22 protein-coding genes are annotated in these 25,209 nt (G+C 67.8%); 8 read left to right on the top strand and 14 right to left on the bottom strand.

Annotation, left to right across the window (positions count from 1 at the left end; genetic code table 11):
* Window positions 1–19: 19 nt before the first annotated feature.
* The 7 genes from FB473_RS09030 to FB473_RS09000 form a co-directional block, all read right to left on the bottom strand.
* Window positions 20–1,069 carry an ABC transporter permease subunit gene (locus FB473_RS09030; RefSeq protein ID WP_167166627.1) on the bottom strand — a complete coding sequence of 350 codons (1,050 nt, stop codon included), beginning with the start codon at window positions 1,067–1,069 and terminating at the stop codon, window positions 20–22.
* Entirely contained in the window at window positions 1,066–2,160 is a 1,095-nt protein-coding gene (locus FB473_RS09025) for an ABC transporter permease (protein WP_167166625.1), read from the bottom strand. Before FB473_RS09025 ends, FB473_RS09030 begins: the two co-directional genes overlap by 4 nt.
* The gene (locus FB473_RS09020; protein WP_167166623.1) at window positions 2,157–3,734 is read right to left on the bottom strand and encodes a sugar ABC transporter ATP-binding protein; all 1,578 of its coding nucleotides are present in this window, start codon (window positions 3,732–3,734) and stop codon (window positions 2,157–2,159) included. Before FB473_RS09020 ends, FB473_RS09025 begins: the two co-directional genes overlap by 4 nt.
* Window positions 3,735–3,887: 153 nt before the next feature.
* On the bottom strand, window positions 3,888–4,889 hold the full coding sequence (locus FB473_RS09015; protein ID WP_167166621.1) for an ABC transporter substrate-binding protein: 1,002 nt from the start codon (window positions 4,887–4,889) through the stop codon (window positions 3,888–3,890).
* Window positions 4,890–5,054: 165 nt separating this feature from the next.
* Entirely contained in the window at window positions 5,055–6,563 is a 1,509-nt protein-coding gene (araA, locus tag FB473_RS09010) for an L-arabinose isomerase (RefSeq protein ID WP_167166619.1), read from the bottom strand.
* 43 nt (window positions 6,564–6,606) lie between these two features.
* The gene (locus FB473_RS09005) at window positions 6,607–7,296 is read right to left on the bottom strand and encodes an L-ribulose-5-phosphate 4-epimerase (RefSeq protein WP_167166617.1); all 690 of its coding nucleotides are present in this window, start codon (window positions 7,294–7,296) and stop codon (window positions 6,607–6,609) included.
* Window positions 7,297–7,331: 35 nt separating this feature from the next.
* Window positions 7,332–8,939: an FGGY-family carbohydrate kinase gene (locus FB473_RS09000; protein WP_208390501.1), complete on the bottom strand. Its 1,608-nt coding sequence runs from the start codon at window positions 8,937–8,939 to the stop codon at window positions 7,332–7,334.
* Window positions 8,940–9,131: 192 nt separating this feature from the next.
* Between FB473_RS09000 and FB473_RS08995 the strand changes: the two genes are divergently transcribed.
* From FB473_RS08995 to FB473_RS08985, 3 genes are all read left to right on the top strand, one after another.
* Window positions 9,132–10,097 carry an aldose 1-epimerase family protein gene (locus FB473_RS08995; protein ID WP_167166613.1) on the top strand — a complete coding sequence of 322 codons (966 nt, stop codon included), beginning with the start codon at window positions 9,132–9,134 and terminating at the stop codon, window positions 10,095–10,097.
* The gene (locus tag FB473_RS08990) at window positions 10,094–11,155 is read left to right on the top strand and encodes a substrate-binding domain-containing protein (RefSeq protein WP_167166611.1); all 1,062 of its coding nucleotides are present in this window, start codon (window positions 10,094–10,096) and stop codon (window positions 11,153–11,155) included. The genes FB473_RS08995 and FB473_RS08990 overlap by 4 nt, the downstream gene beginning before the upstream one ends.
* Before the next feature lie 72 nt (window positions 11,156–11,227).
* A complete protein-coding gene (locus FB473_RS08985) occupies window positions 11,228–12,466 on the top strand; it encodes a YibE/F family protein (RefSeq protein ID WP_208390500.1) in 1,239 nt (412 codons plus the stop codon).
* Between the two features lie 43 nt (window positions 12,467–12,509).
* On the opposite strand, the gene FB473_RS08980 is transcribed toward FB473_RS08985, so the two are convergent.
* The 4 genes from FB473_RS08980 to FB473_RS08965 form a co-directional block, all read right to left on the bottom strand.
* A complete protein-coding gene (locus FB473_RS08980; RefSeq protein ID WP_167166609.1) occupies window positions 12,510–12,983 on the bottom strand; it encodes an iron chaperone in 474 nt (157 codons plus the stop codon).
* A gap of 92 nt (window positions 12,984–13,075) precedes the next feature.
* On the bottom strand, window positions 13,076–14,167 hold the full coding sequence (locus FB473_RS08975; protein ID WP_167166607.1) for a glutathione S-transferase family protein: 1,092 nt from the start codon (window positions 14,165–14,167) through the stop codon (window positions 13,076–13,078).
* A 380-nt stretch (window positions 14,168–14,547) separates the two neighbouring features.
* The gene (locus FB473_RS08970) at window positions 14,548–15,066 is read right to left on the bottom strand and encodes a hypothetical protein (RefSeq protein WP_167166605.1); all 519 of its coding nucleotides are present in this window, start codon (window positions 15,064–15,066) and stop codon (window positions 14,548–14,550) included.
* Between the two features lie 74 nt (window positions 15,067–15,140).
* The gene (locus FB473_RS08965) at window positions 15,141–16,418 is read right to left on the bottom strand and encodes a metal-dependent hydrolase family protein (RefSeq protein ID WP_167169382.1); all 1,278 of its coding nucleotides are present in this window, start codon (window positions 16,416–16,418) and stop codon (window positions 15,141–15,143) included.
* Window positions 16,419–16,703: 285 nt separating this feature from the next.
* Between FB473_RS08965 and FB473_RS08960 the strand changes: the two genes are divergently transcribed.
* Genes FB473_RS08960 through FB473_RS08950 form a run of 3 tightly spaced genes read left to right on the top strand, consistent with a single transcriptional unit; the run spans window position 16,704 to window position 20,730 of the window.
* Entirely contained in the window at window positions 16,704–18,206 is a 1,503-nt protein-coding gene (locus FB473_RS08960) for an SDR family oxidoreductase (protein WP_208390498.1), read from the top strand.
* 5 nt (window positions 18,207–18,211) lie between these two features.
* The gene (locus FB473_RS08955) at window positions 18,212–19,288 is read left to right on the top strand and encodes an alpha/beta fold hydrolase (protein WP_243863885.1); all 1,077 of its coding nucleotides are present in this window, start codon (window positions 18,212–18,214) and stop codon (window positions 19,286–19,288) included.
* Complete coding sequence (locus FB473_RS08950; RefSeq protein WP_167166601.1) at window positions 19,285–20,730, top strand: MFS transporter; 1,446 nt, start codon at window positions 19,285–19,287, stop codon at window positions 20,728–20,730. Before FB473_RS08955 ends, FB473_RS08950 begins: the two co-directional genes overlap by 4 nt.
* Here the strand turns inward: FB473_RS08950 and FB473_RS08945 are convergent.
* Window positions 20,715–21,500 carry an RNA polymerase sigma factor gene (locus tag FB473_RS08945; RefSeq protein WP_167166599.1) on the bottom strand — a complete coding sequence of 262 codons (786 nt, stop codon included), beginning with the start codon at window positions 21,498–21,500 and terminating at the stop codon, window positions 20,715–20,717. The genes FB473_RS08950 and FB473_RS08945 overlap by 16 nt on opposite strands.
* 675 nt (window positions 21,501–22,175) lie before the next feature.
* Here FB473_RS08945 and FB473_RS08940 point away from each other — a divergent pair.
* Window positions 22,176–22,529 carry an ArsR/SmtB family transcription factor gene (locus FB473_RS08940; RefSeq protein ID WP_167166597.1) on the top strand — a complete coding sequence of 118 codons (354 nt, stop codon included), beginning with the start codon at window positions 22,176–22,178 and terminating at the stop codon, window positions 22,527–22,529.
* 22 nt (window positions 22,530–22,551) lie between these two features.
* A complete protein-coding gene (locus tag FB473_RS08935; protein WP_167166595.1) occupies window positions 22,552–23,559 on the top strand; it encodes an SRPBCC family protein in 1,008 nt (335 codons plus the stop codon).
* Here FB473_RS08935 and FB473_RS08930 read toward each other — a convergent pair.
* Window positions 23,523–24,476 (bottom strand): aldo/keto reductase, encoded by a 954-nt coding sequence (locus FB473_RS08930; protein ID WP_341770080.1) that lies wholly within the window; start codon window positions 24,474–24,476, stop codon window positions 23,523–23,525. The genes FB473_RS08935 and FB473_RS08930 overlap by 37 nt on opposite strands.
* A 107-nt stretch (window positions 24,477–24,583) precedes the next feature.
* Complete coding sequence (locus tag FB473_RS08925; protein ID WP_167166593.1) at window positions 24,584–25,156, bottom strand: HdeD family acid-resistance protein; 573 nt, start codon at window positions 25,154–25,156, stop codon at window positions 24,584–24,586.
* Between the last annotated feature and the right edge of the window lie 53 nt (window positions 25,157–25,209).

The raw sequence follows: 25,209 nt of genomic DNA, 5'->3' as shown, positions 1-25,209 counted from the left end.
CTCGTTCGTGGCGACCCGGCTATTTCCTCCGCAACGTGATGGCTCGCTGGAGCAGGACGAACACCAGCAGGATCGCGCCGGTGATGATGGTCGTCCACTCCGAGGGGATCGCGCCGTTGCGGGTGATGAGCACGGTCATCAGCCCGAGAACCAGCGCGCCGACGACCGACCCGAGGACGTACCCGAAGGCCCCGGTGAGCAGCGTGCCACCGATCACCGTGGCCGCGATCGCGTCGAGCTCCCATCCCGTCCCGGTGATGTTCTGTGCCTTGCCGAGTTCGGCGGTGTAGACCAGCCCGGCAAGGCCGGCCATGGTGCCGCTCATCGTGTAGATGAACAGTTTTGTGCGGACCACGGGTAGGCCCATGAGTGCCGCGGAGGTTTCCGAACCGCCGATCGCGTACACCGTCCGGCCGGTGCGGGTGCGGTGCAACACCCAGAATCCCAGCGCGACCACGAGGATCGCGGCGAGCACTCCGGGTGTGACGATCAGGTCGTTGACCTTCGGCCCGTCGATGAGCTTGATGTCGGCCGACACGAGCTTGATCGGCGAGTCGGCGTCCACGCGTTGGGGATCGGTGCTGAGCATCGACGCCAGGCCGCGCGCCAGGAACATGGTCGCCAGCGTGGCGATGAACGGCTGGAAGTTGAAGTACTGGATCAGCACACCGGAGAACAGGCCGAACAGCGTGCCGACGAGCACCATGACGATCATCGCGAGCCAACCGTTGAGGCCGGCGTTGGTGAGCATCACCCCTGCCAGTGAGGAGAAGGCGATCACTGCGCCGACGGACAGGTCGATGCCTCCGGTGAGGATCACGAATGTCATTCCCACAGCGAGGATGATCATGTGGGCGTTGTTGAGCAGCAGGTTCGAGATGGTTCCCCACTGCATCGAGCCGCCTGAGACGAGCAGCCCGTATTCGGCCTGGCCGTAGACGAGCATCCCGACGAAGATCACCAGCGCGGCGAATGTGGGTAACAGCATCGCCTTCGCGTCGAGGAACCGCTTGATCGAATCCCACGCACTCGTCCCGGTCGTCCCGGGATGCACGGCAACCGCGCTCATGCCGTCACACTCTCTTTCGGGGTCGCGACCGCTATCGGGGCGGCGACCGTACTCTTGTCGCGTCTACGCCTCAGAAGGAGGTTGCGCACGCGTTCGGACTGCAGCAGGCACAAGATGATGATCACGGCGGCCTTGAACGCCGGCGTGGCCGAGGACGCGATGCCCAGGAACTTCACCGTCTTGTCGAGCGTGGTGATCATCAGGGCACCGACGACCGAGCCACCGATGTGGAACTTGCCACCGGCCAGGGACGTACCGCCGACGACGAGGGCGAGGATCGCGTCCATCTCCAGGCCATTGCCGGTCTGGGAGACATCCACGGTCATCACCGATGCGACCGACATCATCCCCGCGCCGGCCGCGAGCAGGCCGCTGACCGTGTAGACGGTGACGAGCAGGCCGCGCGGCTTGATCCCGGCCATCCGTGCCGCGTTGGCGTTGATGCCGATCGCCTCGATCATCATGCCCAGCGCTGTCCAGCGGATGACCAGGGCGACCAGCACAACCACCACGACCGCGATGACGAAGACCACCGGGAAGCCGAGGACTCGTCCGTTGGCGATCCAGGAGAAGGCGTCGTTGGAGGCCTTGGTGTTGTTGCCGCCCGTGATCACCTTGGCGAGGCCGCGGCCGGCCATCATCATCACCAGTGTGGTGATGAAGGGCTGGAGCCCCACGTACGCGACCAGCACACCGGACAGCAGACCCATCGCCGCGCCGACCGCGAGCGCGAGCAGAACGGCCCCCAGCGCCGCACCTGCCGAGCCGGGTGTGTTGACACCCGCCAGGAACTGCATCGCGACGGCGCCGGAGGCCACCATCACCGAGCCGACCGACAGGTCGATCCCGGCGGTGGCGACGACGAGCGTCATCCCCACTGCGATGAGCATGATCGGCGCGGCGGCTCGCAGGATGTCGAGGACGTTGCCGGAGAGGTATCCGGTGTTCGCGTTGTAGCTGATGGCCAGGAAGGACGGATCCTTCACGAGGTTGATCCCGAGCAGCACCACGATCGCGACGATCCCCCAGAAGAACGGCTTGCGGGCCGTCTGGCCGAGGACGCTCGCCCAGTCTGTCTTCTCACTGTTCATGCGGCTGGCTCCGTTCCGTCTGCCTCGGCGGGCCCGTCCTCGGGCCTCGGCGGGGTCTGATAGGTCGCGATGATGTCGACGATGCTGGACGCCGTGACCTCGGGGCCGTTGTCGAGTTCGGCTATCTTCTGGTGGTCCTTGAGGACGACGATCCGGTCGGACAGGCGAACCACCTCCTCGAGTTCCGACGAGATGAACACGACGCTGACGCCGTCGTCGGCCAGGCGCACCACGTGCTCCTGGATCTCCGCCTTCGCCCCGACGTCGATGCCGCGGGTGGGTTCGTCGAGGATGAGCACCTCGGGGCGGGTCGCCAGCCAGCGGCCGAGCAGCACCTTCTGTTGGTTACCTCCGGAGAGGTTCTTGATCGGCCGTTCGGGATCGTTCGGCCGGACGCCGAGGGCGGTCATGTAGCGTCCGACGATCTCGTCCTGTTGCTTGCGGGACAGCGGGCGCATCCAGCCGCGCTTGGCCTGCACCGCCAGGACGAGGTTCTCCCGAACCGTCAGGTCGCCGACGATGCCCTCGTCGCGTCGGTTCTCGGTCGAGAAGGCGATCCGGTTGTCCAACCCGACCACCGGGCTCGACAGCGTCACTTCCTTGCCGTCGACGTCGACCGATCCGGCTTCCGCCTTGTCCGCGCCGTAGAGCAGGCGTGCCAGCTCGGTCCGCCCGGAGCCGAGGAGCCCCGCGATCCCGAGCACCTCACCCCGGTAGAGGTCGATATCGGTCGCCTCGATCGAACCGCGCCGTTCGAGACCCCGGGCGGTGAGCACCGGGGTTGCGTCGGCCGCGTGTACACCGTGCTCGCGTCCGCTGCCCAACGACTCGAGCGTCGAGAGATCCTTGCCGATCATCTTCTCGATCAGGGAGCGCCGGTCGAGTTCGCTGGTCAGGTATTCGCCGACGTACTGACCGTTGCGCAAGACGGTCATACGGTCGCTGATGGCGTACACCTGATCGAGGAAGTGTGAGACGAACAGGATGGCCACACCCTGGTCGCGCAGGCTGCGCACGACCGCGAAGAGCCCCTCGACCTCGTTGGCGTCCAGTGAGGACGTCGGCTCGTCCAGGATGAGCACCTTCGACTCGGCGACCATCGCGCGGCTGATGGCCACGATCTGCTGCAACGCGATGGAGATGGCGGACAGCGGCCGGGTCGGGTCGAGATAGCTGAGCCCGAGACGCCCCAGAGCGTCGGCCGCGCGCTGGTAGGTGGCTTTCCAGTTGATCCCGAACCGGCCGTGCACCTCATGGCCGAGCATGACGTTCTCTCCGATGGAGAGGTTGGTGCACAGGTTGACCTCCTGGTACACCGTCGAGATGCCGGCCTGCTGAGCGTCGGCGGTGCCACCGAAGCGGCGCTGGGTGCCCTGCACGCGGATGGTGCCGGAATCGATCTTGTAGACGCCCGTGAGCGCCTTGATGAGAGTTGACTTGCCTGCCCCGTTCTCGCCCATGAGGCTGTGCACCTCGCCGGGGAAGAGCCGGAAGTCGACGCCGTCGAGTGCCTTGACGCCTGGGAACTCGATCGAGATTCCGGTCATCTCGACGATCGGCGATGTACCAGTCATGGTGACGTTCCTAACCCCGTTTCCGGGTATGCGTGACGTGTCCGGTTCGGTGCGGGGCCGCCTTGTCCATCGGATTGCCCCGCACCTGGTCTCCGGACGGCTCGCGTTCGGACGAGCCGTCCGGATGATTCGGTACGTGTCTGTGCTCGCGGATCAGTACTTGCGGTCGGGCAGGGCCTTGTCGGCAGCTTCCGGCGAATCGAACGTGGTCGAGTCGACACGGATGTAGGAATCGACCGACTCGCCGGCCAGGGTCTTCTCGACGACGTCGAGAGCGATGTCGCCGAACAGCGGGTTGTACTCGGCCACGAAGCTGAGTTCGCCGTCGGCGAGGGCCTCGAGGGCTCCCTTCGTCCCGTCGATGGTGGCGATCTTCACGTCCTCACCCGGGGTGAGACCCGCCTCCTGGACGGCTTGCACAGCCCCCAGGCCCATCTCGTCGTTCTGGGCGAAGATGAGCTGGATGTCGTTGTTGTTCGCCTTGAGCACGGTCTCGACAACGCTCTTGGCTTCTTCGGCCGACCAGTTGGCGGTCTGCGCGCCGACCTTCGAGAACGCCGTCTGCGAGTCCATCACGGAGTCCCAGCCCTCGTTGCGCTCGTTGACCACCGAGACGCCGGCCGGTCCCTCCAGCACGTAGTAGTTCGCCCCGTCGGGGAACTCCGACACGGCCCAGTCGGCGACCGACTCGGAGACGGCGACGTTGTCGGGAGCGATGCGAGTGACGTACAAGCTGGTGTCGTCGGGTTCGATGCCGCGATCGAGCAGGATCACCGGGATCTCGGCCTCCTTGGCGCGTTCGAGGGAGTCCTCCCAGCCGGTCGCCTCGGTCGCGGAGAGCAGGATGACATCCACGCCCTCGTCGACGAACGAGTCGAACGCCTCGATCTGCGAGGCCTGGTCGAGGTCTTCTGCGGGCGCGTACTTCAGGTCGAAGCCCGCGTCGGCCGTGAAGGTGTCCTGGATGTTCTGTTCGTTGGCGTTGCGCCAGTCGCCTTCCGGGCCGACGGCGACGAATCCGATGGTGGTCAGGTCGCCACTGCTCGATTCGTCGGAGCCACTGCCGCCGCCGTTACCGCAAGCGGTGAACGCGAAGGCCATGGTGAGGGCGGCTACGGCCCCGGCGCCGCGACGCAATGTCTTGTGAGAGATCATCGATCTCCTCCTTGAGATCAGTCCGGCCGACAGCCGGAGAGTTGGTGGTCCTGAGAAGGACCGTTCGTTTCGATGCTTCGGCGATAACGTTCACATTCACGCATCTCGTGTGACGTCCTTCGCCGACTTCGGGAACCAGTAGAGATGTCGGTGACGTGGGCCGGACTAGAGCCCCTGCGCCACCCTGTAGTACACGGCGTTCCAGCGCAATTCCTCTTCGAACCTCCTCACAGTTGTGTCGTTGTCGATCACGGCGAGTTCCACGCCGGCGATCTTGGCGAAATCCCGCCACGCGTCGAGTGGAACCGCACTGGTCAAGACGGTGTGGTGTGCCGCGCCTGCGGTCAACCAGGACGCCGCCGAGGTGGGAAGGTCGGGGGCGGGACGCCACACGGCGCGTGCCACGGGCAGCTTCGGTAGCGGTTCGTCGGGTTCGACCACCTCGACGACATTGACCGTGATACGGAACCTGTCACGCAGGTCGCTGAGGGCCAGCACCAGCGCGGGACCGGGGTCGGCGTCGAACACGAGCCGTACCGGGTCCTCCCGGTCTCCGATCCCCAGGGGATGGATCTCGAGGCGCGGCTTGTCCTGGGTCAACGACGGACACACCTCGAGCATGTGCGCGCCCAGGATCTTCTCGGCGCCGGGCACGAAGTTGTAGCAGTAGTCCTCCATCATGCTCGCCCCACCCGGCAGGCCGTGGCCCATGACCTTGGCCAGTCGCGCCAGCACCGCAGTCTTCCAGTCGCCTTCGGCCCCGAACCCGTAGCCGTCGGCCATCAGCCTCTGAACCGCCAGGCCAGGAAGCTGACGCAGGGCGCCGAGGTCTTCGAACGTGTCGGTGAACGCCGTCGCGTTCACCGATTCCAGCAGCGAGCGCAGCCCGGCTTCCTGGGCCGCGGCGTACCGCAGTGAATCGTGACGCGCGCCGCCGGGGAGCAAGTCGGGGACCACGTCGTAGGCCTGTGCGTACTCGGCGACCAGTGCGTCGACGGTGCTCTGGGGCACCTGGGCGATCGCGTCCGCCAGATCGTTGATGCCCCACGTGTTGACCGACGCGCCGAACCGGATCTCGGCCTCGGTCTTGTCGCCCTCGGTGACCGCGACGTTGCGCATGTTGTCGCCGAACCGGGCCAGCACCAGGTGCTGGGCGGCGTCCCAGCCCGCCGAGGCGCGCGTCCATATGCCGATCCGTTGTGTGACCGCGTGGTCGCCCGCGTACCCGACCACGGTGGTCCGGGGGATGCCCAGACGGGTGAGGATGTAGCCGAACTCGCGGTCGCCGTGCGCGGCCTGATTGAGGTTCATGAAGTCCATGTCGATCGTCGACCAGGGAAGCGCCTCGTTGGCCTGGGTGTGCAGGTGGAGCAGCGGCTTGCGCAGCGCCTCCAGCCCACGGATCCACATCTTGGCCGGCGAGAACGTGTGCATCCAGGCGATCACCCCGATCACCGTGTCGTCCGAGCCGGCGTCCAGGATCGCCCGGAGAATCGACTCGGAATCGGTCAGCACGGGTCGCCAGACGACCTCGACCGGGATGTCGCCCGACTGGTTGAGGAGTTCGGCGACTCGCTGCGACTGCTCAGCGACTTGCGCGAGGGTCTCCTCGCCGTAGAGGCCCTGGCTGCCGGTGAGCAGCCAGACTCGTTTCTCCTCGAAGGGGTTCTTCATCGTTGACCCTTTGCTTGTGGTGGGTGGATTGCTGCGGGACGCGTCAGTGCTGCCCGTAGACGTTCGTGTAGCGGTCGTAGAGGGCGTCGATGCGGTCCTGCGGAATGGGCAGCGGGTCGCCCAGCTGCATCGCCATGTGCACGGTCCGCGCGACCTCCTCGACCATCACCGCGGCCTTGACTGCGGCCGTCGCGTCCTTGCCGACGGTGAACGGCCCGTGGTTGCACATGAGTACGGCCGGCGATCTCGAAGCGCGCAGGGTCTCGACGATGCCCCGGCCGATCGAATCGTCGCCGATGATCGCGAACGGCCCGACGGGAACGGGGCCGCCGAACTCGTCGCCCATCATCGTCAGCACGCAGGGGATCTCCTCCCCTCGCGCCGCCCACGCGGTGGCGTAGGTCGAGTGGGTGTGCACCACGCCGTACACCTTGGGCATGTGCCGGTACACGTACGCGTGGGCGGCGGTGTCGGACGAGGGCGACCGCGTGCCGTCCACCAGGTTGCCGTCGAGATCACACACCACCATCGACTCGGGTGTCAGCTCGTCGTAGCGGACGCCTGACGGCTTGATGACGAACAGGTCGGCGGAGTGCAGCCGCTGCGAGACGTTGCCCGCCGTCCACACGACCAGCCCCCACCGGGGCAACTCGGCGTGCAGGTCGCACACCGACTGCCGCACCTGGCCCACCTCCGCCCGAACCTCCGGCGGGTAGTCCTCCAGACAGGTCATCGTTCCTCCAGTCCTCGTATCCGTGCACCCGGTGGTCACCGGAGTGCCCCCACCGCGGCCCGTTCGACCGCGAGTCCCGCCTCGTAGCGGTTCAGAAATGCCTCGTAACCGGCCGTGTCCACCGGATCGGGCGTGACCACCTCGGAACTCATGGAGCCGAACACGTCCTGGGACAGGAACTGCCCGAGGGTGCGTCCTGCGCCGTTCGCGAGGTAGGAGGCGAGCACGGCTGCGCCCCATGCGCCGCCCTCGCCGGCCGTCCGGGATACGGCGACCGGTGTGCCGATCGCCGCGGCGAGGAAGCGCTGGGCCACCCCCGCGGTGCGGAAGACCCCGCCGTGCGCGTACATCGTGTCGAGCGCGACGTCCTCGTCACGGAGGACGCGCATCCCGAGGCTGAGCGTCGCGAACACCCCGTACACCTGTGCCCGCACGAAGTTCGCGAGCGTGAAACGGCTGTCAGGGGTGCGAACGACCAGTGGACGTCCCTCGTCGAGGCCGGTGATCGGCTCGCCGGAGAGCGTGTTGTAGGCGATCAGCCCACCGGCATCGGGCTGTCCGTCCAGGGAGGCCTCGAGCAGAGCCGCGAACACCGCGTCCGGGTCGGCAGACCCGCCGAGGGCCGTCGCGAACTCGCCGAACACCCCGGCCCAGGCGCCCAGTTCGCTGGCGCCGTTGTTGCAGTGGACCATCGCCACCTGATCACCCGTGGGGGTGGTGACGAGGTCCAGTTCGGGGTGCACCGCGATCAACGGGTGCTCAAGGACGACCATGGCGAAGATCGACGTGCCGACACTGACGTTGCCCGAGCGAGGGGAGACCGAGTTCGTGGCGACCATTCCCGTGCCGGCGTCGCCCTCGGGCGGGCACAGCGGCACGCCCGCCTCGAGACGGCCGCTCGGGTCGAGCCGGGCGGCTCCCTGAGGGGTGAGCACACCGGCGTCCCGGCCGGCGTCCAGCGGCTCGGGGAAAATCTCTGCGATCCGCAGCCGGACGCCGTGCCCGGCGAGGACGCGGTCGACCTCCGCGGCATGCTCGCGGTCGTAGCCGTGTGTCACCGGGTCGATCGGGAACATGCCGGAGGCGTCGCCCACGCCGAGCACCCTGCGTCCGGTCAGGCGCCAGTGGACGTACCCGGCGAGCGTGGTGACGAGGCGCACGTGGGGCACGTGAGGCTCCGCGTCCAGCACCGCTTGATACAGGTGAGCCACCGACCAGCGGAGCGGGATGTTGTGGCCCAGAAGCTCGGTGAGCTCGGCTGCTGCGGCGGCGGTCGAGGTGTTCCGCCACGTGCGGAAGGGGACGAGCAGGCGTTCCTGCTCGTCGAAAGCCAGGTAGCCGTGCATCATCGCGGACACGCCCATGGCGGCGAAACTCGTGGGGCGCACGCCGTGCCGGTGGACGGCATCCTCGCAGACCGTCGCGTAGGCCTCTTGCAGACCTTCCCACACAGCGTCCAGCGAGTAGGTCCACACGCGATCGACGTACTGGTTCTCCCACGTTGCGCTGCCGGTCGCGATGACGGTCTCGTCGGCGCCGAGGATCACTGCCTTGATCCGGGTCGAGCCCAGTTCGATACCCAGCCGCGCGCGGCCTTCCGCGAGAGCCGCCCCTGCGGCCGTCAAGCGCTGTGCTGCAGACATCGTCGTCCTCATGCCATCCGTCATCGTTGATGTGAACGTTCACAAACCGTAGCAAGAGGCTTCGCGGGACGCAAGCCGTGAACGTTCACATAGGATCTGGCCAGGTGTCCTACACTCAGGGACGGGATAGCGCCCGGGTGCGGGCGGCGCCACGCGTCCCGGCCAATGTCGGCAACCCAGAAAGGTCCCTCCATGACTGCAGAACACGCGAGCCGCCGTCCGCTCAGCGGCGAGCAGGTCCGCATCACCTTCGGTGACTACGCGGCGGACATCGCCTCGGTGGGTGCGAGCCTGCGCACGCTCACCTACCGCGGGCGAGACCTCGTGGTCCCGTTCGACGCAGACGTGTTGCGTCCGGTGTTCCGTGGGTCGGTCCTCGTGCCCTGGCCGAATCGGGTGGCCGACGGTCACTACTCCTTCGACGGGACGGCCCACCGGATTCCGATCAATGAGCCGGAGCGTTCCACTGCTCTCCACGGTCTGGCCGTGTGGGCGGACTGGACTGTCGTCGAGAAGACCGCGGACTCCGTGACCCTCGAGCATCGCATCACCGCGCAGGAGGCCTATCCGTTCGACCTGCTGGTCGCCGCGTCCTACCGCTTGGGGGACGACGGTCTTCGATGGTCGGTGCGTGCCACGAACCTGGGGGCCGTCCGCGCGCCCTACGGAGTGGGATCGCATGCCTACCTGGTGGGCGGTGCCGGCCGCGTGAACGACTGGACGTTGTCGCTGCCTGCTCGGCAGGTCCTCGAGGTCAGTGCCGACAGGCTCCTGCCGCTGGCGACCCGGCCGGTGGGCGACTATCTGGACGCCGAGCTGGACTTCCGGGTGTCGCGAGGTCTGGGCGAGACGTTCGTCGACCACGCCTACACCGACCTCACCCCGCGGTCCGGTGGTGAGAACACCTGCCGCGTCGAGGTCAGGGGGCCCGGTGGAACGGGTGTGGCGATGACGTGGGACCCCCGGGTACTGCCATGGGTGCAGGTGCACACGGCGGATCGTCCCGAGCCCGAGTTGAATCGGGCCGGGCTCGCGGTCGAGCCGATGAGCTGCCCGCCGGACGCGTTCAACAGCGGCGTCGATCTCGTCGTCCTCGATCCGGGCGCGAGTCACGAGGCATCGTGGCTCGTCAGTGCGCTCGACGGGCAGGGCGCGTGAACGTAGGGCGTTCCGCTCGCCGCCAGGCCGGTGGCCGCCCGCCGAGCCTCAAGGACGTCGCCGAGCGGGCTCGTGTCTCCCATCAGACCGTCTCGCGCGTGATCAACGATCTTCCCGGGGTGCGTCCCTCCACGCGTTCCCGGGTGCTGGAGGCGATCGATGACCTGGGCTACCGGCGCAACAACGCCGCGCGCACACTGGTCACCCAGCGCTCCGGCATCATCGGGCTCATCGCGGTGGGCTCGTTCCTCTTCGGCCCGACGAGCACGCTCGCCGCTGTCGAGGAGGCCGCGCGCCGGCACGGCTACGTGTCTCTGCTGGCAACCCTGCGTGCGGGGGCAGAGAGCGGGTTGACCGATGCGGTCGAGGCAGCGCTCAACCACGACGTGGAGGCACTGGTCGTCATCGCCTCACGCGAGTCGCTGGTGCGGCGCACCGCGGAACTGCGCCTGAGCATCCCGGTCATCGTCGTCGGGCCGAGCCCTGCGGATGTCGACGATCTCGCCGCGCTGAGTGTCGACCAGGCGGCAGGCGCGGTCGCCGCGATCGATCACCTCGCCGCACTGGGGCACCGGTCGGTGGCGCTGCTGGCCGGGCCGCAGGACTGGGTGGACGCGCAGCAGCGTTTCGCCGCGGCGCACCGCGCATGCGACCGGCACGGGATGTCCTGGCAGGTACTGGCGGGGGACTGGACGAGCCGAAGCGGCTACCAGGCGGGGCTGTCGCTCGTCGCCGATCGTGAAGCCGGACGCGGCTCGCCGACCGCGGTGTTCGCGGCGAACGACCAGATGGCTCTCGGAGTGCTCGCGGCCCTCAACGAGGCGGGGGTCGGAGTTCCCGAGGAGATCTCTGTGGTGGGTTTCGACGACATCGCCGGTGCGGACTACTTCAGCCCGCCGCTGACGACCGTCCGCCAGGACTTCACCACACTCGGGCACAAGGTTCTGCGAGCCACCCTCGCAGCCCTCGCCGGCGAGGCCCCCGATCTGTCGCCCGTGCCCGCGGAGTTGCGCGTGCGTGCCTCGACCACACCACCGAGGTTGATCGTGCCGCGGTGATCGTGCCGCGAACCGCCGCCACGGGGCAGGCGGTCCCGCTGATCTCGAGGCGATGCCGGTAGGGTCGGCACCATGTCCCACACCCATGACCACGGTGGTCCGGCCCCGGCCAGCCGTGCGGTGGTCGTCGGCCTGGCCGCCGTCATGGCCGCCCTTTTCGTCGCCACCGTGATCGCCGTCGTGATGCTGTGGCCCAGCACCGGCGATCTACCCGCCAAGCGGCCCGTCCTGTACGAGGGCGCCGAGCAGGTCACCGCTACGGTCGTGGCGATCGAGAATCCCGGAAGCCTGCAGGACGGGCAGAACGCCGAGGTGGTCGTGCGGCTGGACGATTCCGGCGAGCAGACCACCATCGAGCTCAGCCCGACGATCGCGAGCGACGACATCATCGGCGCCAGCGTGCGACTCGTCGCCACTCCGGGCGGCACGGAGACCTCGGGGCTGCCCAGTTATCTGTTCCTGGACTTCCATCGAGGAGTCCCGCTCCTCGCGCTGGCAGCGGTGTTCGCGATCGCCGTCGTCGCCGTGGCGAGAGTGAAGGGGTTCGCCGCCCTGTGCGGGCTGGTCGGCGCGCTCGCCATGATCTGGTTCTTCACCCTGCCGGCGCTCCTGGCGGGGCGTCCGTCGCTGCTCGTCGCCCTGGTCACGGCCAGCGCGGTGCTGTTCATCGTCGTGTACCTCGCCCACGGGGTCTCGGTGAAGTCCTCGACCGCGCTCCTGGGCACCTTCGCAGGTATCGCCCTGGTCACTGCCCTGGCCGCCTGGGCGATCCCGGCGAGTCACCTGACGCCGGGCGTCAGCGAGGAGATGTCCCAACTCGCGTACTACGCGCCCCTCGTCGACGTTCGCGGCGTCCTGCTGTGCGGCATGGTGCTGGGTGGCGTGGGCGTCCTCAACGACGTGACCATCACCCAGGCCTCCTCGGTCTGGGAACTGCGCGCGGCCGCACCGCACGACACACGCTGGAAGATCTTCGCCCGTGCGATGCGCATCGGCCGCGATCACATCGCCTCGACGGTCTACACGATCGCCTTCGCGTACGTGGGCGGGGCGCTGGGGCTGCTCCTGCTGGCCAGCACCCTCGATCACAAGCTGGCCGATCTGGTCACCTACGACGAGATCGCCGAGGAACTCGTCTCCATCGCTGTGGCCTCGATCGGTCTGGTGCTGACCATTCCCCTGACGACGGCCATCGCCGCGGCGATGGCTGGGGGACCCAGACCGGAGGAGACGGCTGAGGAGACGCCGGCCCGCGAGGATCCGCCGGCCCCGACCCCCGATCAGTCCTACTGGTCGGAACTGCGGGGTTGATCGGGGACGGGCACGCACGAAGTGCCGCGACCTTCCTCGCGCCTCAGCCCACCGCTTTCTTCACGAGCTCGGCGATGCGCGCTTCGTCCTCGGCGGACAGTGTGGTCAAGGCGAAGGAGGTCGGCCACATGGTGCCCTCGTCCAGGTTCGCGGGGTCGTTGAAGCCGAGGGTGGAGTAGCGCACCTTGAACTTGCTGGCGCCCTGGAAGAAGCAGACGACCTTGCCGTCGCGCGCGTATGCGGGCATGCCGTACCACAGCTTCGGTGAGAGCGTCGGTGCGTTCTCCTTGATGATGGCGTGGATCTTCTCGGCCAGCACCCGGTCGGGTTCGGGTAGCTCGGCGATCTTGTCGAGCACGGCCTTCTCCAGGTCGGCCTTGGCCCCGCGTCCGCGACGCGACTCGGCCTTCAACTCCTGGGCTCGCTCTTTCATCGCGGCCCGTTCGTCCTCCGAGAATCCCTCGGTGGGCTTGTCGGCCGCTGTGGTGCGCTTGACGGGCTTCTTCGTGGTGCTCATCGCAGATCTCCTGCCTCGCTGGTCGCGACGGGAACTTTCCCATCGTAGGCAGCCACGAAGCCCGCTTCGGCAGACTCGGCGAAGTCACCCGATCAGGCGAAGCGCCACAGCTCGTAGGAACCGCCGCCACCGGGGCCCGAGTACAGGGGAGAGCCGGTGAGGGACTCGCGTCCGGACGGTTCCTGCCAACGCGCAAGATCCTCCGCGGGGCCCAGCAGGCCGGTCGCTTTGAGGACGAGCCCGCCGTCGATGTAGTCGCCCGACGGGCCCGGCTCCAGGCCGAGGAAGTACAGCTCGCGGTCGTCGACGAAACCCTGCGCGAACAGGTCTCGCGCGTAGGCCCACAGGTTCGCGTAGTCCTGCAGATGCGCGGTCTCCTGCTCGCCGAAGATCTCGGCGATGCCCGGCCGGTAGTTGCGCTCGTAGGACGAGAGCGTCTGGAACAGCCGCACGTCCGAGTCGGTGATCTCGGGGCCGAAAAGGAAACGCCGGGACGCCAGCCTGAAGTCGTAGTCGGCCAGGCGGGCCTCGAAGACGGTCTTGGCCGTCAGCGCCGCGTCGCGGCTGGTGGCGAACAGCACCTTGTAGGTGCCGTTGTTCACGTCGTCGAAGATCTGCTGGTTGAGCAGGTCGATCTCCTGATGAAGCGCCTCCGGGTACAGGTCGGGAGCCCCGGGCGCGTGGTGGGCCTTCCAGGCGACTTCCCAGTCCTGTGGCAGCAGGTGGTAGTTGTTCGAGACCACCGTGCCGGTCTTCGCGTCCAGTACGGTCGGCGAGGTGCCCCGGCCTTTGAAACTGGGGTCGGTGCGCCTGTAGTAGTCGTTGAGCAGGCTGCTGCCGAATCGATCGGCCAGGTCGTTGTCGGCCGACGCGATCCGCCAGCCCTTCTCGTCCCGTCCGGTGAGCAGGACGAAGGGGACCGCGTCGCTGAGTCCCAGCAGTCGCAGGAGGATCAGCTGCCTGCGGTTCCAGCCGCAGCCCGGGTTGCCGAGCAGCAGGTACCGCCCCGGCTCGGCGGGCGCCTGTCCCGGGCCGTCACCGAACCGCCCGGAGAACCAGTTGCGCTGACGGCGGAAGGCCCCGTCGGGGGTCTGCTCGACGTTCGTCTCGGGGAAGCTCGATCGATCGGTTGGGTCCGGCTTGTTGAGCAGGTCGGCTTCGAGGCCAGAGGTCAGAGAGGCCATGTGATTCTCCTTGTCATTGGCTCAGTATCGGTTCATGTAGGCGAGTTGGGTGGAAGGAGTGCCGGATCTCCGGGGGATTCCGACGGCTCACGAGGGATGGACGCCTTGCCGGTCCGGACGACTCCGGGGTGGGCTCGCTCCGGCCGGGATCGGGTCTCCGGCTGTCAATGGCGCACGGGGCTTCGCCCGCGCGGACTCGGCGAGCGGTCAGTGGCGGCGACAGGAGGACGGACACGCGAGCATGCCGCCGGCGTACTGCACGGTGACCGGGCCGCGGTATGACTGTGCGTTCATCGGTGTCCTCCAAGAACTGATGCTGGGACCGTAGCACAGCAGCCGAAGGACTATCGATCCCCGGCCGCCCGTGCGCGGGCGCGTCCTCACCCGCGATCGGAGGCCCAGTGATGGATCGCCTCGGCGTCCACGTAGTCATGTGTGCTCACGCCCGGGACGGCTTCGACGGTGTAGGTGCGCGGGGCATGGGCGGCCACGAAACGGGACGCGTCGTCGGCCGACCCGAAGGGGTCGTGCTCGTTCTGCACCACCGTCAGGGGCGGGAGGTCGGTCAGGTAGGCGGTGGCCTCGTCGCTGTCGGCCCAAGCCTCCAGGGGAAGACCCAGGAACACCTCCCCTGCGGGGTGCAGCAGCCCTCGCCCGATGGCCAGAGTCGCGATGAGCGTGCCGACCGACTTGGCCACCACCACGGGATCGGTCAACGTCGCAGCCGCGTGCGTCACGGCTGCCACCTCGTGCTCCACGTCGGTCACACGAGTCTGGTCGAGCCAGTTCGCGTACTCCAGTTGGGAGACACGGTGCCCGTGTGATTCCAGGGACGCGGCGATGGCGCGCGACCACTCGCGGTGGCGGGGGCTCTGGCCGCCGAGCAGCAGGATGTCCATGTCACCCAACTTAGGGGCTTCGCCAACCGTTGCCTGCCGAGGTCGCCTCGCGAGCCCCGCACGGGCGGAAGGCCTCACGCCGCGGGCGAGGCCGTCCCCTTGACGAGCCGTCCGTCCTTGATGATCGCGGAGAACGCCTCGTCCGGCCTGGCGATCAACGAGATGTCGGCCACGGGGTCGCCGTCCACCAGGATCAGGTCGGCGATCGCGCCCGTCTCGACGACGCCGAGCGTCCCCGGATACGGGTTCCGTGGCCCCGACAGCGACAGCAGTTCCGCGTTGCGCCAGGTCGCCTGCTGCAGTACTTCCGCCGGGCTGTACCAGCGGGTGAGTTTTGCCAACTGCGCTCCCTGGCGTGCGGCGAGGGCGGCGTCGAAGAGGGTATCGGTGCCGAAGGCGACCTTGACCCGGTGCTTGATAGCCAGTTCGTAGGCGCTGTCGGTGCTGGCGACCATGCGGAGGAACTTGTCCCGATTCGGGCCGGCGGGCGGGAGCTGATCGGCCTCCAGGGCGAACGGCTGCAGGCACCACCAGATGCCCTGTTCGGCCATCGACGCGACAGTCTGCTCGTCCAGCAGTTGGCCGTGCTCGATGCAGCGAACCCCAGCGGTGATCGCCGTGCGTACCGCCCGGGGCGTGTAGGCGTGCACGGTCACGTAGGTGCCCCAGTTCTCGGCGGCGTCGACAGCGGCGCTGATCTCGCGCGGGGTGTACTGGCTGACGTCGAGCGGGTCATAGCGGGAAGCCACCCCGCCTCCTGCCATCACCTTGAGTTGCGAGGCCCCCTGCCGCAGCATCTCCCGCGCTCCGCGGAGCACCTCGGTCTCACCGTCGGCGATGACCGCGGCGCCGACGATCTCGCTGTAGCTGAGATTCCCGGCTATGCCCCGTGGCACGTCGTTGGGCATGCGGAAGTCGCCGTGGCCCCCGGTCTGCGAGATGAAGGCGCCCGAGGGATAGATGCGCGGCCCTGGGACGGCACCCTCGTCGATGGCCCGCTTGATGCCGAAGGACGGGCCGCCGAGGTCGCGCACGGTCGTGAAGCCCCGCAGTACGGTGTCGCGCGCGCCGGCCACCGCCCGGGCGACGACGTAGCCGATGTCGCTGGTCGTGGCGACCATGGCCGGAACCGTGGAGAACGCCGTGTGCCAGTGGGCGTCGATGAGCCCGGGGATGACGGTCTTCCCGGTGCCGTCGATGATCGCGCCGCCGGAGTCCGTGGGCGAGCCGGGGAGACCGTCGCCCACCGGGGTGACCGCCGCTATCGTGCCGTCCGCGACGACGACGTCGAAGCGCCCGGCGATGCGTCCCGCCCGGGCGTCGAACACGTTCACGTTCGTGATACGAAACATGTCACCCACGGTCGTCCGTCCTCTTCCGGTCGAGGTGCGCGGCCGTGCGGGGCGCCCGTTTCCTGAGGGATGACCCGGCTGTGACCACGCCGTTTCCTGGGCCTCGCGGCCTCCGGCCAGGAGCCGCTCGGTTGCCGCGGGCCTTGTGTGTTCCCGCGGGCGAAATATGGCCAGCGGGAAGCGACGGTACCCGCGTGAAGCGTCCGGGACACCTGTCTCCCGGTGCGCGAGAAGTGCCGTCGGAGGTTTCGGCTGCGGCGGAAGCCGCGATGAACAATGGGGCGCATGATCACCTACGTCACCAGGCCCGCCTACGACGATCTGCCGCCTGAGGCTCGGAGACGTTGGGACGAGGAGCATGCGGCTCACGGCATGACCCACATGAAGCAGACGCTGCTCCGCTCGGCACCCGCGTTCGATGCCCTGATGACGTGGTATCCGTTGCGCGATGCCTTGATCCCGTTCATCGGCGAGCGGGGCACGATCGTCGTCAGCCATGCCATCTCGACCGCCAACGAGTGCCTCATCTGCTCCTTGTACTTCCGGCGTGCCCTGCTCGCGAGGGGGGACGATCCGTCCGGTGAGCCGCTGAGCCCCGAGGAGACCGACCTCGCCGAGTTCGGGCGGGGCGTCGCGTCCCAAGGCCGGGCGGACGACGCCGTCACCGCCCGCATCCGGGATCGCCTCGGTGAGGAGGGACTGGTGCTGCTGGTCGCGTTCGCCGGGCTCATGGTCGCCACCAACATCGTCAACGAGGCGCTGGGCGTCGACCCGGACCAGAGCGCCCTCGAACTGTTCGAGGGGCCGGACGATCCGTTCGCGGCCTTCGCAGCGGCTCCGACCAGGAACTTCGCCGTCGCACCGGCGGTCGCCGAGCAGATCTCGGTGACGGTGCCGGACGACGCGGCACCTCGTCCCGGGGTGGCACCGCATGGCGTCAAGGAAGAAGCACGACGCCTCGACGCCGAGCCGGTGGCCGCGGGGCCGCGTCCGGGGGAGTTCGCGGGGAAGACGGTGCTGATCACCGGGGCCGGGAGCGGGCAGGGACGCGGGGTCGCCCGCGCTTTCGCCGCACAGGGTGCGAACGTCATCGGGTTCGACCGCCTGGCGCCGCTGGCCTATCCGTCCTACCTCGACCACCAGGAGGACGGCCTGGAGGCCCTCGCCGCCGAGATCGGCGCCGATCACTTCCTCGCCGCCCGTGGCGACGTGCGCGACCTCGCGTCCCTGGAACAGGCGGTCGCGGCGGGCGTCACGAAGTTCGGTGGTCTCGACATCGTCTTCGCCAACGCCGGTATCTGTGCCTACGGTCTGTCGCACGAGCTGACCGACCGGGAGTGGGGCGACATGATCGACATCAACCTCGGCGGGGTCTGGCACACCACGCGCGCTGCGACGCCCGCGCTCGTCGAGCGGGGCGGCGGCGTCATCATCACGAACTCGTCCATCGGTGGCCTGCGCGGAATGCGGCGCCTGTCGCACTACTCGGCGTCCAAGTGGGGAGTGATCGGCCTGACCAAGTCGCTGGCGATCGAGCTCGCCCCGCATGGCATCCGGGCCGTGTCCATCCATCCGACGGGGGTCGACACCCAGATGAACGACGGTCTGGCGGCCATGGAGGGAAAGACGCCGGAGGAGATCGCCGAGGCCTCCGCGGGCAACCTGCTGCCGGTTCCGTGGGTCGAGACCGCCGATGTCGCCGAACTGGTGCTGTTCCTCGCCAGCGACCGCGCCCGCTACATCACCGGCGCCCAGTACGTGCTGGACGCCGGCCTGCTGACGGCGTGATCCCGATGACGCTGCTCCGGTCGACACCGTCCGGCCCCACCGATCATGCGGTGGACCTTCGTCGTCGCGTCCGCCTCGGCGGTCGTCCACAACAGATCCAGGTACTCGCCGCGCGGGTGGGCTTGCCTGTGCTCCTGGTGTTGCACGGAGGTCCGGGTTTCGCGAACGGACGGGCATTCCTCGACCGGCATGCGGCGCTCGCCGAGCATTTCACCCTTGTCACGTGGGACCAGCGGGGAGCCGGAGCGAGCTTTTTCGGCGCGGGCCGCTCGCGGCTCACGGTGAACACGCTGGTCGAGGACGCCGCCGAACTGGTCTCCCGGGTGGCTGCCAGAAACCCGGGCGCACCGGTGTACGTGCTCGGCCAGTCGTGGGGCAGCGAACTCGGCATCCTGCTCGTCAAACGCCACCCGGAACACATCGCGGGCTATGTGGGATCGGGGCAGGCGGTGGACGGGGTACACGGTGAGGCGCTCAGCTGGTCGTGGGCGCTCGACCAGGCCGTTCGCGTCGCCCGCGACCGGACGGTGGCTGCACGTACACGCCGGGCGGCCCGCCGCGACGTAGCGCTTCTGCACCGTGTCGGCCCCCCACGCCTGGCCCAGTACCGACCCGTGCTGCTGGGGCTCGCGATCCAGCGCTCTGTCCTGGGACGATATCTTCCCTTGCCCGGAGAATATCCCGTTGATGCCGGCGAGGACGCGGCGGCGGTCGTCCCCCCGCGTCGCCGCTACGCATGGCCCGTGCCGCTCGCCGAACGGATCGGCAGCAGGCTCGGGGTGGTGAGGAGCCTCAGCCAGCTGTGGCCGACCGCCACGTCCTATGACTTCCGGTCGCAGGCACCCCGGCTGGGTGTTCCCGTCTGGTTCTTCCAGGGACGCCATGATCACACCACGCCGTCGGACCTCGTGGAGGAGTATGCCGCGCTGCTCGAGGCGCCGCGGGTGAATCTCGTGTGGTTCGAGGGGTCGGGCCATTCTCCGGCCCGCGACGAGCCGTCGCTGTTCCGGCAGCGGCTCGTCGACGCCCTGACGCCCGGCGACCAGACCGAATCCGACGAATCACCAGGGGAGAACAGATGAGCGAGACCACGGCGACCCCGCGCGCACCGGAGGAGGCCGCCGCGCCACCCGGCGCCGGGCCCGGCACACCGACGAGCGTCCTGATCAACTTCTGCCTGGCGGACTTCGCCCGTGCCCTGCTCTCGGGGCTGATCACGAGCTATCTGATGGTCGTCTTCATCCCGCAGCCGACCTCGTCCCTGCCTGTGCTTCTGCCCGCCGCGGCAGTGACCTTCGCGGTGGTGCGCGGTGTGGGCAGCGTCATCGACGCCGTCGTCGACCCGCTCATCGCCTACGTGTCCGATCGTGCCGGGGGAGCCTCCGGGCGCAGGATCCCGTTCATGCGGTGGGCGGTCGTGCCGTGGGCCGTGTCGACGGCGCTGCTGGTGTTGACCCCGACGGGCCACGCCAGTTGGGTCAACACCGTGTGGGTCTCGGTGTTCATGCTGGTGAACCTGGTGTCGTCCTCGGTCTATCTCGTGCCGTTCTACGCACTCCAGGCCGAGTTGGTCACCGACACCCACCGCCGGGTGTGGTTCTTCACGCTCAACACGCTCTTCTATGTGGTCGGGAGCGCGGTGGTGTTCCTCAGCCCGATCATCAAGGGCGCGCTGGACGGTGCGGGGCTGAGCGAACTCGATGCCTGGCGGGCGACCTTCGCACTGTTCTCCGTCATCGGTTTCGTGTTTGCCGCCATCCCCGCGTTCACGGTTCGTGAGCGCCGCTGGGTGAGGTTCGAGCCCGCCTACGTGCCGCTGCTGTCGTCCTTCCGGGCAACGCTGCGTTACCCGAACTTCGTGGTCCTGCTCGGTGCGTACCTGATCATGTGGGTGGCATTCACCTTGTTCAACGCGACATTGCTGTACTACGTCACGATGCTGATCGGCGCGCCCGAGTCGTTCGCTACCGTGGTCTCGGGCCTGGCGATCGTCGTCGGAATCGCCAGCTACTGGCCCATCAACGCGCTGGCCAGGCGATTCGGCAAGAAACCCCTCATGGTGGGGGCATGCTTGGCCTACATCGTGATCTATGCGGCCATCTTCTGGTACCCGGTGGTGCTGCAGGTCATGGGGTCCACCACGTTCGCCGTGCTCATCGGGCTGCTGATCGGGTTTCCCATCTCGGTGACCAACATCCTGCCGGCCGCAGCTTTCGCCGACCTGACGCAGTACGACACGATCAAGACCGGGGTGAACCGGGCGGGGATGTTCTTCGCGTCGCGCAACTTCATCACCTCACTGGGCCAGTCGCTGGTGCTGTTCGTCACACCGGCGCTCGTGGCTCTCGGGTCGACGACAGGCCAGGCCACTGTCGAGGGCGTCAGGCTCACCGCAGGTGTCGCCGCGGTGGCGATCGCGGTCGCCTCGGTGCTGTATTGGCGCTATGACGACAGGCATGTGACAGCGACGATCGACGAGTACAACGCGTCGGCACAAGACCGCGTGGATCACTCGGCGGCCTGACCGGGCCCGGTGGGGTCGGCCGGTAGGACGCCGAGTGCGGCCGGCATCGAGGCGAAACGCACCCACGCGGCCGAGCAGTGGCGGCAGGTGCTGATGTGTTGCATCGCGGGGTTGTCCGGCGAACCGGGGAACTCGACCGGAATGACCTCCGGCAGGTGTCGCGCGGTGACATGGCACTCGGTGGATGCGCTCTGTTCGAGCATGACGCGGAGCATGTTGCGGCGGAGGTTGACGCGTGCGCGCCGGGTGAGCGAATAGATGGCGGCGGGAGGACGCCCGAGTCGTCCGACGAGTTCCCGTGGCTTGCAGCCCTCCACAATCGTGGCGATGATGGCCGTGCGCTGGTCCTCCGGTAGGAGCCACATGGCCCGGCGGACGTACTCGAACTCCTCGCTCAGCTCAGCCTGGTGATGGCTTCTTTCGTCCTCGATCTCGGGCTCTGGGACCGTGCCGAGGGGGAGCACCCGCGATCGCGGCGATCGAGACTCGTCGATGATGCGATTCCGCATCGCCGACACCACGTACGCCCGCACGTTCCTGCGTGGTCCGGTGCCTTGAGCCCACTTGGCGAGCAGGTTCGTGATCGCCTCGGCCAGGAGGTCCTCGGGATCCATGGTCGTGCCGGCGATACGGCTCGCCATGGCGTGAAAAAAGCTCCCATGCCTGGTGATGAGGTATTCGGCGGCCGCATCCATGTCGCCGTCGGCGGCGGCGAGAACCAGATCTTCGTCATGCGGGGGAGCCGAGGACGTGTGGTCAACTCCGTCCATGGCTCGCCTTGTGGCGTGTCGATGGCTGGGTACGGCCGCGCGAACCTCGCTGCGGGCTCCCCCGGTACCGAGCCATGCCTCGCGATGGGGGGCGTCTCCGGCGCGTCAGGTCCACAACGTCAGTCCGACCAGTGCTGCTCTTCAAACCTCGACTTCCCCCTGGGGGGCGAGTCGTGGTGGTGGCTGTGACGGCACAAGGAGGACGCCCCTCCGACAAGTAGGACGACGACACGCCTCAAACCTGTCGCCCGCGAAGGTTTGTTGCGGTGCCTGTGGTGTGATGCGGAAGACTCGTGACAACAAGGGACTATGTGGGCAACGGGGGAAGACGGCCTTGTCCGCGTACTTTGTGGACAAGGCCGAGAGCCTACCGATTCGCGGGTGATCGGAGGTGAGGCGCCCCGTATCGAGGCGCGATGCGAAACGGCGCGGCCGAAGGAAAGACAGACGGACTGGGTGCCGTCTGTCGATGGGCACCCAGTCCGCCTCGGCACTTTGGGGCGTGCCATTCAATCCCCACCGGGGGACAGTGGGGCCAACACAGGGGGAACCAGTGAAGGGTGGATCATCCACTATCTTTCAGGACGGATCAGCACCCGGAATCTGACGGGCAAGGCGATTCGCGCCGTCAGCGACTCTTGACCGGAAGCAATCTATTGAATAATCTACAACCAAATGGTTGTAGATAGAGGTGCATCGGACGCGCTCACCGAGGACGAGACCGACCGGGTCTTCGGTGCCCTCGCCGACGCCACCCGCCGAGACATCCTGCGTCGCACCCTCGCGAGTGATGCGACGGTGACGCAGCTGGCGGCGTCCTACGACATGTCGTACGCCGCCGTGCAGAAGCACGTCGCCATCCTGGAGGACGCGGGTCTGGTGACGAAACGATCGCGCGGGCGCGAACGCTGCGTGTATGGCAACCCCGACGCGATGCGCCGGGCGCAGTCCCTGCTGAACCAGTACGAGCAGATCTGGCGCGGGCGCGTGGCCCGGTTGGATGCACTGCTCGCCGACCCTGAGCACTGATCGAGCGACGAAAGGCTCCGACATGCCCATCACAGAGGTACGCAAAGACCCTGGAACCCTGACCCTGACCGTCATCGCCGAATACCCGGTTCCCGTCCGCCGCGTGTGGGACGCGTACTGTGACCCCCGACAACTGGAGAAGTTCTGGGGCCCGCCCGAATGGCCCGCCACGTTCACGCGGCACGACATGACCCAGGGTGGCAGGTCCGACTACCGGATGACCGGGCCGCAGGGCGAGAGTTCGCACGGCTACTGGGAGTTCCTCCTGGTCGAGGCGCCCCGCCGCTTCGAGGTGATCGATGGCTTCGCCCATCCCGACGGCTCACCGAATGTCGAACTGCCGACGACCCGCATGTCGGTCGGGTTCGAGCCCATCGGGGAGGGGTCCCGGGTCACGACCGTGAGCACGTTCAACAGTCTGGACGAACTCGAGGAACTGGTCCGCATGGGCATGGAGGAGGGCCTGCGGACGGCGATGGCGCAGATCGACGCCGTCGTGGCCGACCTGTCGTCCTTCGCCGCCGGGAACGCGGTGCAGGCCCAGATCCTCGGCGACACGCAGGTGCGGACGGGTCGGGTGATCCGTGGCGATCTGACGGACGTCTGGCGGGCGCACCACGACCCCGACATCATGAAGCGCTGGCTGCTGGGCCCGGACGGTTGGACGATGCCCGTGTGCGAGGTCGCCGTGGCCGTCGGCGAGAGGTATCGCTACGAGTGGGAGAACGACGCCGGGAATCGCTTCGGGTTCACGGGGGAACTGCTCGCATCGAGCCCGCCGCGTCGCGCGGTCACGACCGAGATCTTGATCGGCGGCGAGGCGCCGGTCACCGTCAACGAGATGACTCTCACCCCGGTCGACGGCGGCACTCTGCTGGTGATCGTCATCACGTATCCGAGTGCCGAGGCACGCGACGCGATCCTGGGTACCGGCATGGTCGACGGCATGGAGACCAGCTACTCACGGCTGGAGTCGCTGTTGCCGGAGATCACTCAGACGAAGTCGTCCGGGTCCTTGCCCACGCGCTGACCGTTGTCGAGACCCGCGATCTGCTCGATCTCGCCGCCGGTGAGCTCGAAGTCGAAGACGTCGATGTTCTGGCGGATCCGGTCCTCGTGCACCGACTTGGGGATGACGACCAGGCCGTTCTGGATGTGCCAGCGGATCATCACCTGGGCGGCGGTCTTGCCGTGTGCGGCCCCGATCCCGGTCAGCAGCGGGTCACCCAACAGGGTGTTCGGCTTGGACGCCGGCCCCCAGCCCTGCCGGTCGCTGCCCCCCAGGGGGCTCCACGATTCGGTCACGACGCCGTGGTCCTCATCGAATTCCCTGGTCAGGTGCTGGGGCAGATGAGGATGCAACTCGATCTGGTTGACCGCCGGGACGACCGAGCCGTGCTCGAACAGGGTCTGCAGGTGGTGCGGCTTGTTGTTGGCCACGCCTATGGCACGCGTGCGGCCGGACGCCAGGAGTTTTTCGAGGGCCAGCCACGTCTCGATGAACCGGTCGGATCCTTTGAGCGGCCAGTGGATGAGATACAGGTCGACGTAGTCGAGGCCGAGCCGCTGCAGGCTGGCGTCGAAGGCCGCGATCGTCGAGCCATCGCCCTGATCGGCGTTCCAGAGCTTGGTGGTGACGAAGATCTCCTCGCGCGGCACGGACGACTCCCGCACGGCCTTCCCGACCGCGGCCTCGTTCCCGTAGATCCTCGCCGTGTCGATGTGGCGGTAACCGGCCTCGTCGATCGCGAAACGCACGGCCCGCTCGGTGTCCGCGTCCCCGGCCTGCCACACCCCCAGCCCGAGTTGCGGCATACGCACACCGTTGTTGAGGGTGATCAGAGGAACCGGGGCAGGTGTCCCGGCTCCCGTCGTCACCTCGGGGTGCTCGTCGAAGCGCAGGGAACGGGTGGTCCCGGTATGCACGACAACAGCCTCGTCAGTCACGTCCGACCTCCTTGCCAGACCCGGGCCCGCCGCCCGGAGTCACATTCTCACGCTAGTCGCTCGTGGTGGGCAGCCGCTCGTGGTGGACGAGCCCGCCACGCCGAGCTTCAGCGGACGAGCCGGCCGATCTGGAACGCGTCGATGATCTGGGCGATGCCGAGGACGACGGCGAGCACGCCCAGCCAGATCCACATCACCGCGATGAGCATGGGGGAGAACAGCAGCAGCACGCCGGCGAGGATGCTGATGACGGCGAAGGCGATCGTCCAACCACGGGGTCTGGCGATTCCGTTGAGGCCGAAGGCGAGCTCCAAGATCCCTTCGGCGATCCATGCGATGCCGACCAACACGCCGATGACAACGATGAACGCATCGGTGGCTGCGCCGATGTTGGCGAAGGCGATGATGCCCGCGACGATGAGGAAGATGCCGAGCACGACCGATGCGATCCGCGACCACGTCGCGTGCATCGTCGCGCGAATCCCTGTGCCCACGTAGACCAGCCCCGTGACCACCGTGTAGATCGCGAGCAGCGCCACGAGCACCTCGGCGGTGCGTCCCGGCCAGATCAGTATCGCCAGCCCGAGCAGGAGCGTCAGAATCCCGCTGACGCCGAGAATGGTGCGTACCACACCCAATCCTCGTGCGACAGGGTCGAACGTGTCGGTGTCGTTGGTCATGGAGTCCTCCACCTCTGGACGGGGGTGCGTTCTCAAGTCACGGCCCATCTGCC

The organism is Brooklawnia cerclae (assembly GCF_011758645.1).
GTDB classification, from domain to species: domain Bacteria; phylum Actinomycetota; class Actinomycetes; order Propionibacteriales; family Propionibacteriaceae; genus Brooklawnia; species Brooklawnia cerclae.
Note: the sequence above shows the minus strand (reverse complement) of the source record. Positions and strands in the feature narration are given on the sequence as shown.

Excerpts from the sequence above, each read along its gene's own strand:
- FB473_RS09030 (WP_167166627.1), bottom strand. The coding sequence starts at position 1,069 with ATGAGCGCGGTTGCCGTGCATCCCGGGACGACCGGGACGAGTGCGTGG.
- FB473_RS09025 (WP_167166625.1), bottom strand. The coding sequence starts at position 2,160 with ATGAACAGTGAGAAGACAGACTGGGCGAGCGTCCTCGGCCAGACGGCC.
- FB473_RS09020 (WP_167166623.1), bottom strand. The coding sequence starts at position 3,734 with ATGACTGGTACATCGCCGATCGTCGAGATGACCGGAATCTCGATCGAG.
- FB473_RS09015 (WP_167166621.1), bottom strand. The coding sequence starts at position 4,889 with ATGATCTCTCACAAGACATTGCGTCGCGGCGCCGGGGCCGTAGCCGCC.
- araA (WP_167166619.1), bottom strand. The coding sequence starts at position 6,563 with ATGAAGAACCCCTTCGAGGAGAAACGAGTCTGGCTGCTCACCGGCAGC.
- FB473_RS09005 (WP_167166617.1), bottom strand. The coding sequence starts at position 7,296 with ATGACCTGTCTGGAGGACTACCCGCCGGAGGTTCGGGCGGAGGTGGGC.
- FB473_RS09000 (WP_208390501.1), bottom strand. The coding sequence starts at position 8,939 with ATGTCTGCAGCACAGCGCTTGACGGCCGCAGGGGCGGCTCTCGCGGAA.
- FB473_RS08995 (WP_167166613.1), top strand. The coding sequence starts at position 9,132 with ATGACTGCAGAACACGCGAGCCGCCGTCCGCTCAGCGGCGAGCAGGTC.
- FB473_RS08985 (WP_208390500.1), top strand. The coding sequence starts at position 11,228 with ATGTCCCACACCCATGACCACGGTGGTCCGGCCCCGGCCAGCCGTGCG.
- FB473_RS08980 (WP_167166609.1), bottom strand. The coding sequence starts at position 12,983 with ATGAGCACCACGAAGAAGCCCGTCAAGCGCACCACAGCGGCCGACAAG.
- FB473_RS08975 (WP_167166607.1), bottom strand. The coding sequence starts at position 14,167 with ATGGCCTCTCTGACCTCTGGCCTCGAAGCCGACCTGCTCAACAAGCCG.
- FB473_RS08970 (WP_167166605.1), bottom strand. The coding sequence starts at position 15,066 with ATGGACATCCTGCTGCTCGGCGGCCAGAGCCCCCGCCACCGCGAGTGG.
- FB473_RS08965 (WP_167169382.1), bottom strand. The coding sequence starts at position 16,418 with ATGTTTCGTATCACGAACGTGAACGTGTTCGACGCCCGGGCGGGACGC.
- FB473_RS08960 (WP_208390498.1), top strand. The coding sequence starts at position 16,704 with ATGATCACCTACGTCACCAGGCCCGCCTACGACGATCTGCCGCCTGAG.
- FB473_RS08955 (WP_243863885.1), top strand. The coding sequence starts at position 18,212 with ATGACGCTGCTCCGGTCGACACCGTCCGGCCCCACCGATCATGCGGTG.
- FB473_RS08950 (WP_167166601.1), top strand. The coding sequence starts at position 19,285 with ATGAGCGAGACCACGGCGACCCCGCGCGCACCGGAGGAGGCCGCCGCG.
- FB473_RS08945 (WP_167166599.1), bottom strand. The coding sequence starts at position 21,500 with ATGGACGGAGTTGACCACACGTCCTCGGCTCCCCCGCATGACGAAGAT.
- FB473_RS08940 (WP_167166597.1), top strand. The coding sequence starts at position 22,176 with ATGGTTGTAGATAGAGGTGCATCGGACGCGCTCACCGAGGACGAGACC.
- FB473_RS08935 (WP_167166595.1), top strand. The coding sequence starts at position 22,552 with ATGCCCATCACAGAGGTACGCAAAGACCCTGGAACCCTGACCCTGACC.
- FB473_RS08925 (WP_167166593.1), bottom strand. The coding sequence starts at position 25,156 with ATGACCAACGACACCGACACGTTCGACCCTGTCGCACGAGGATTGGGT.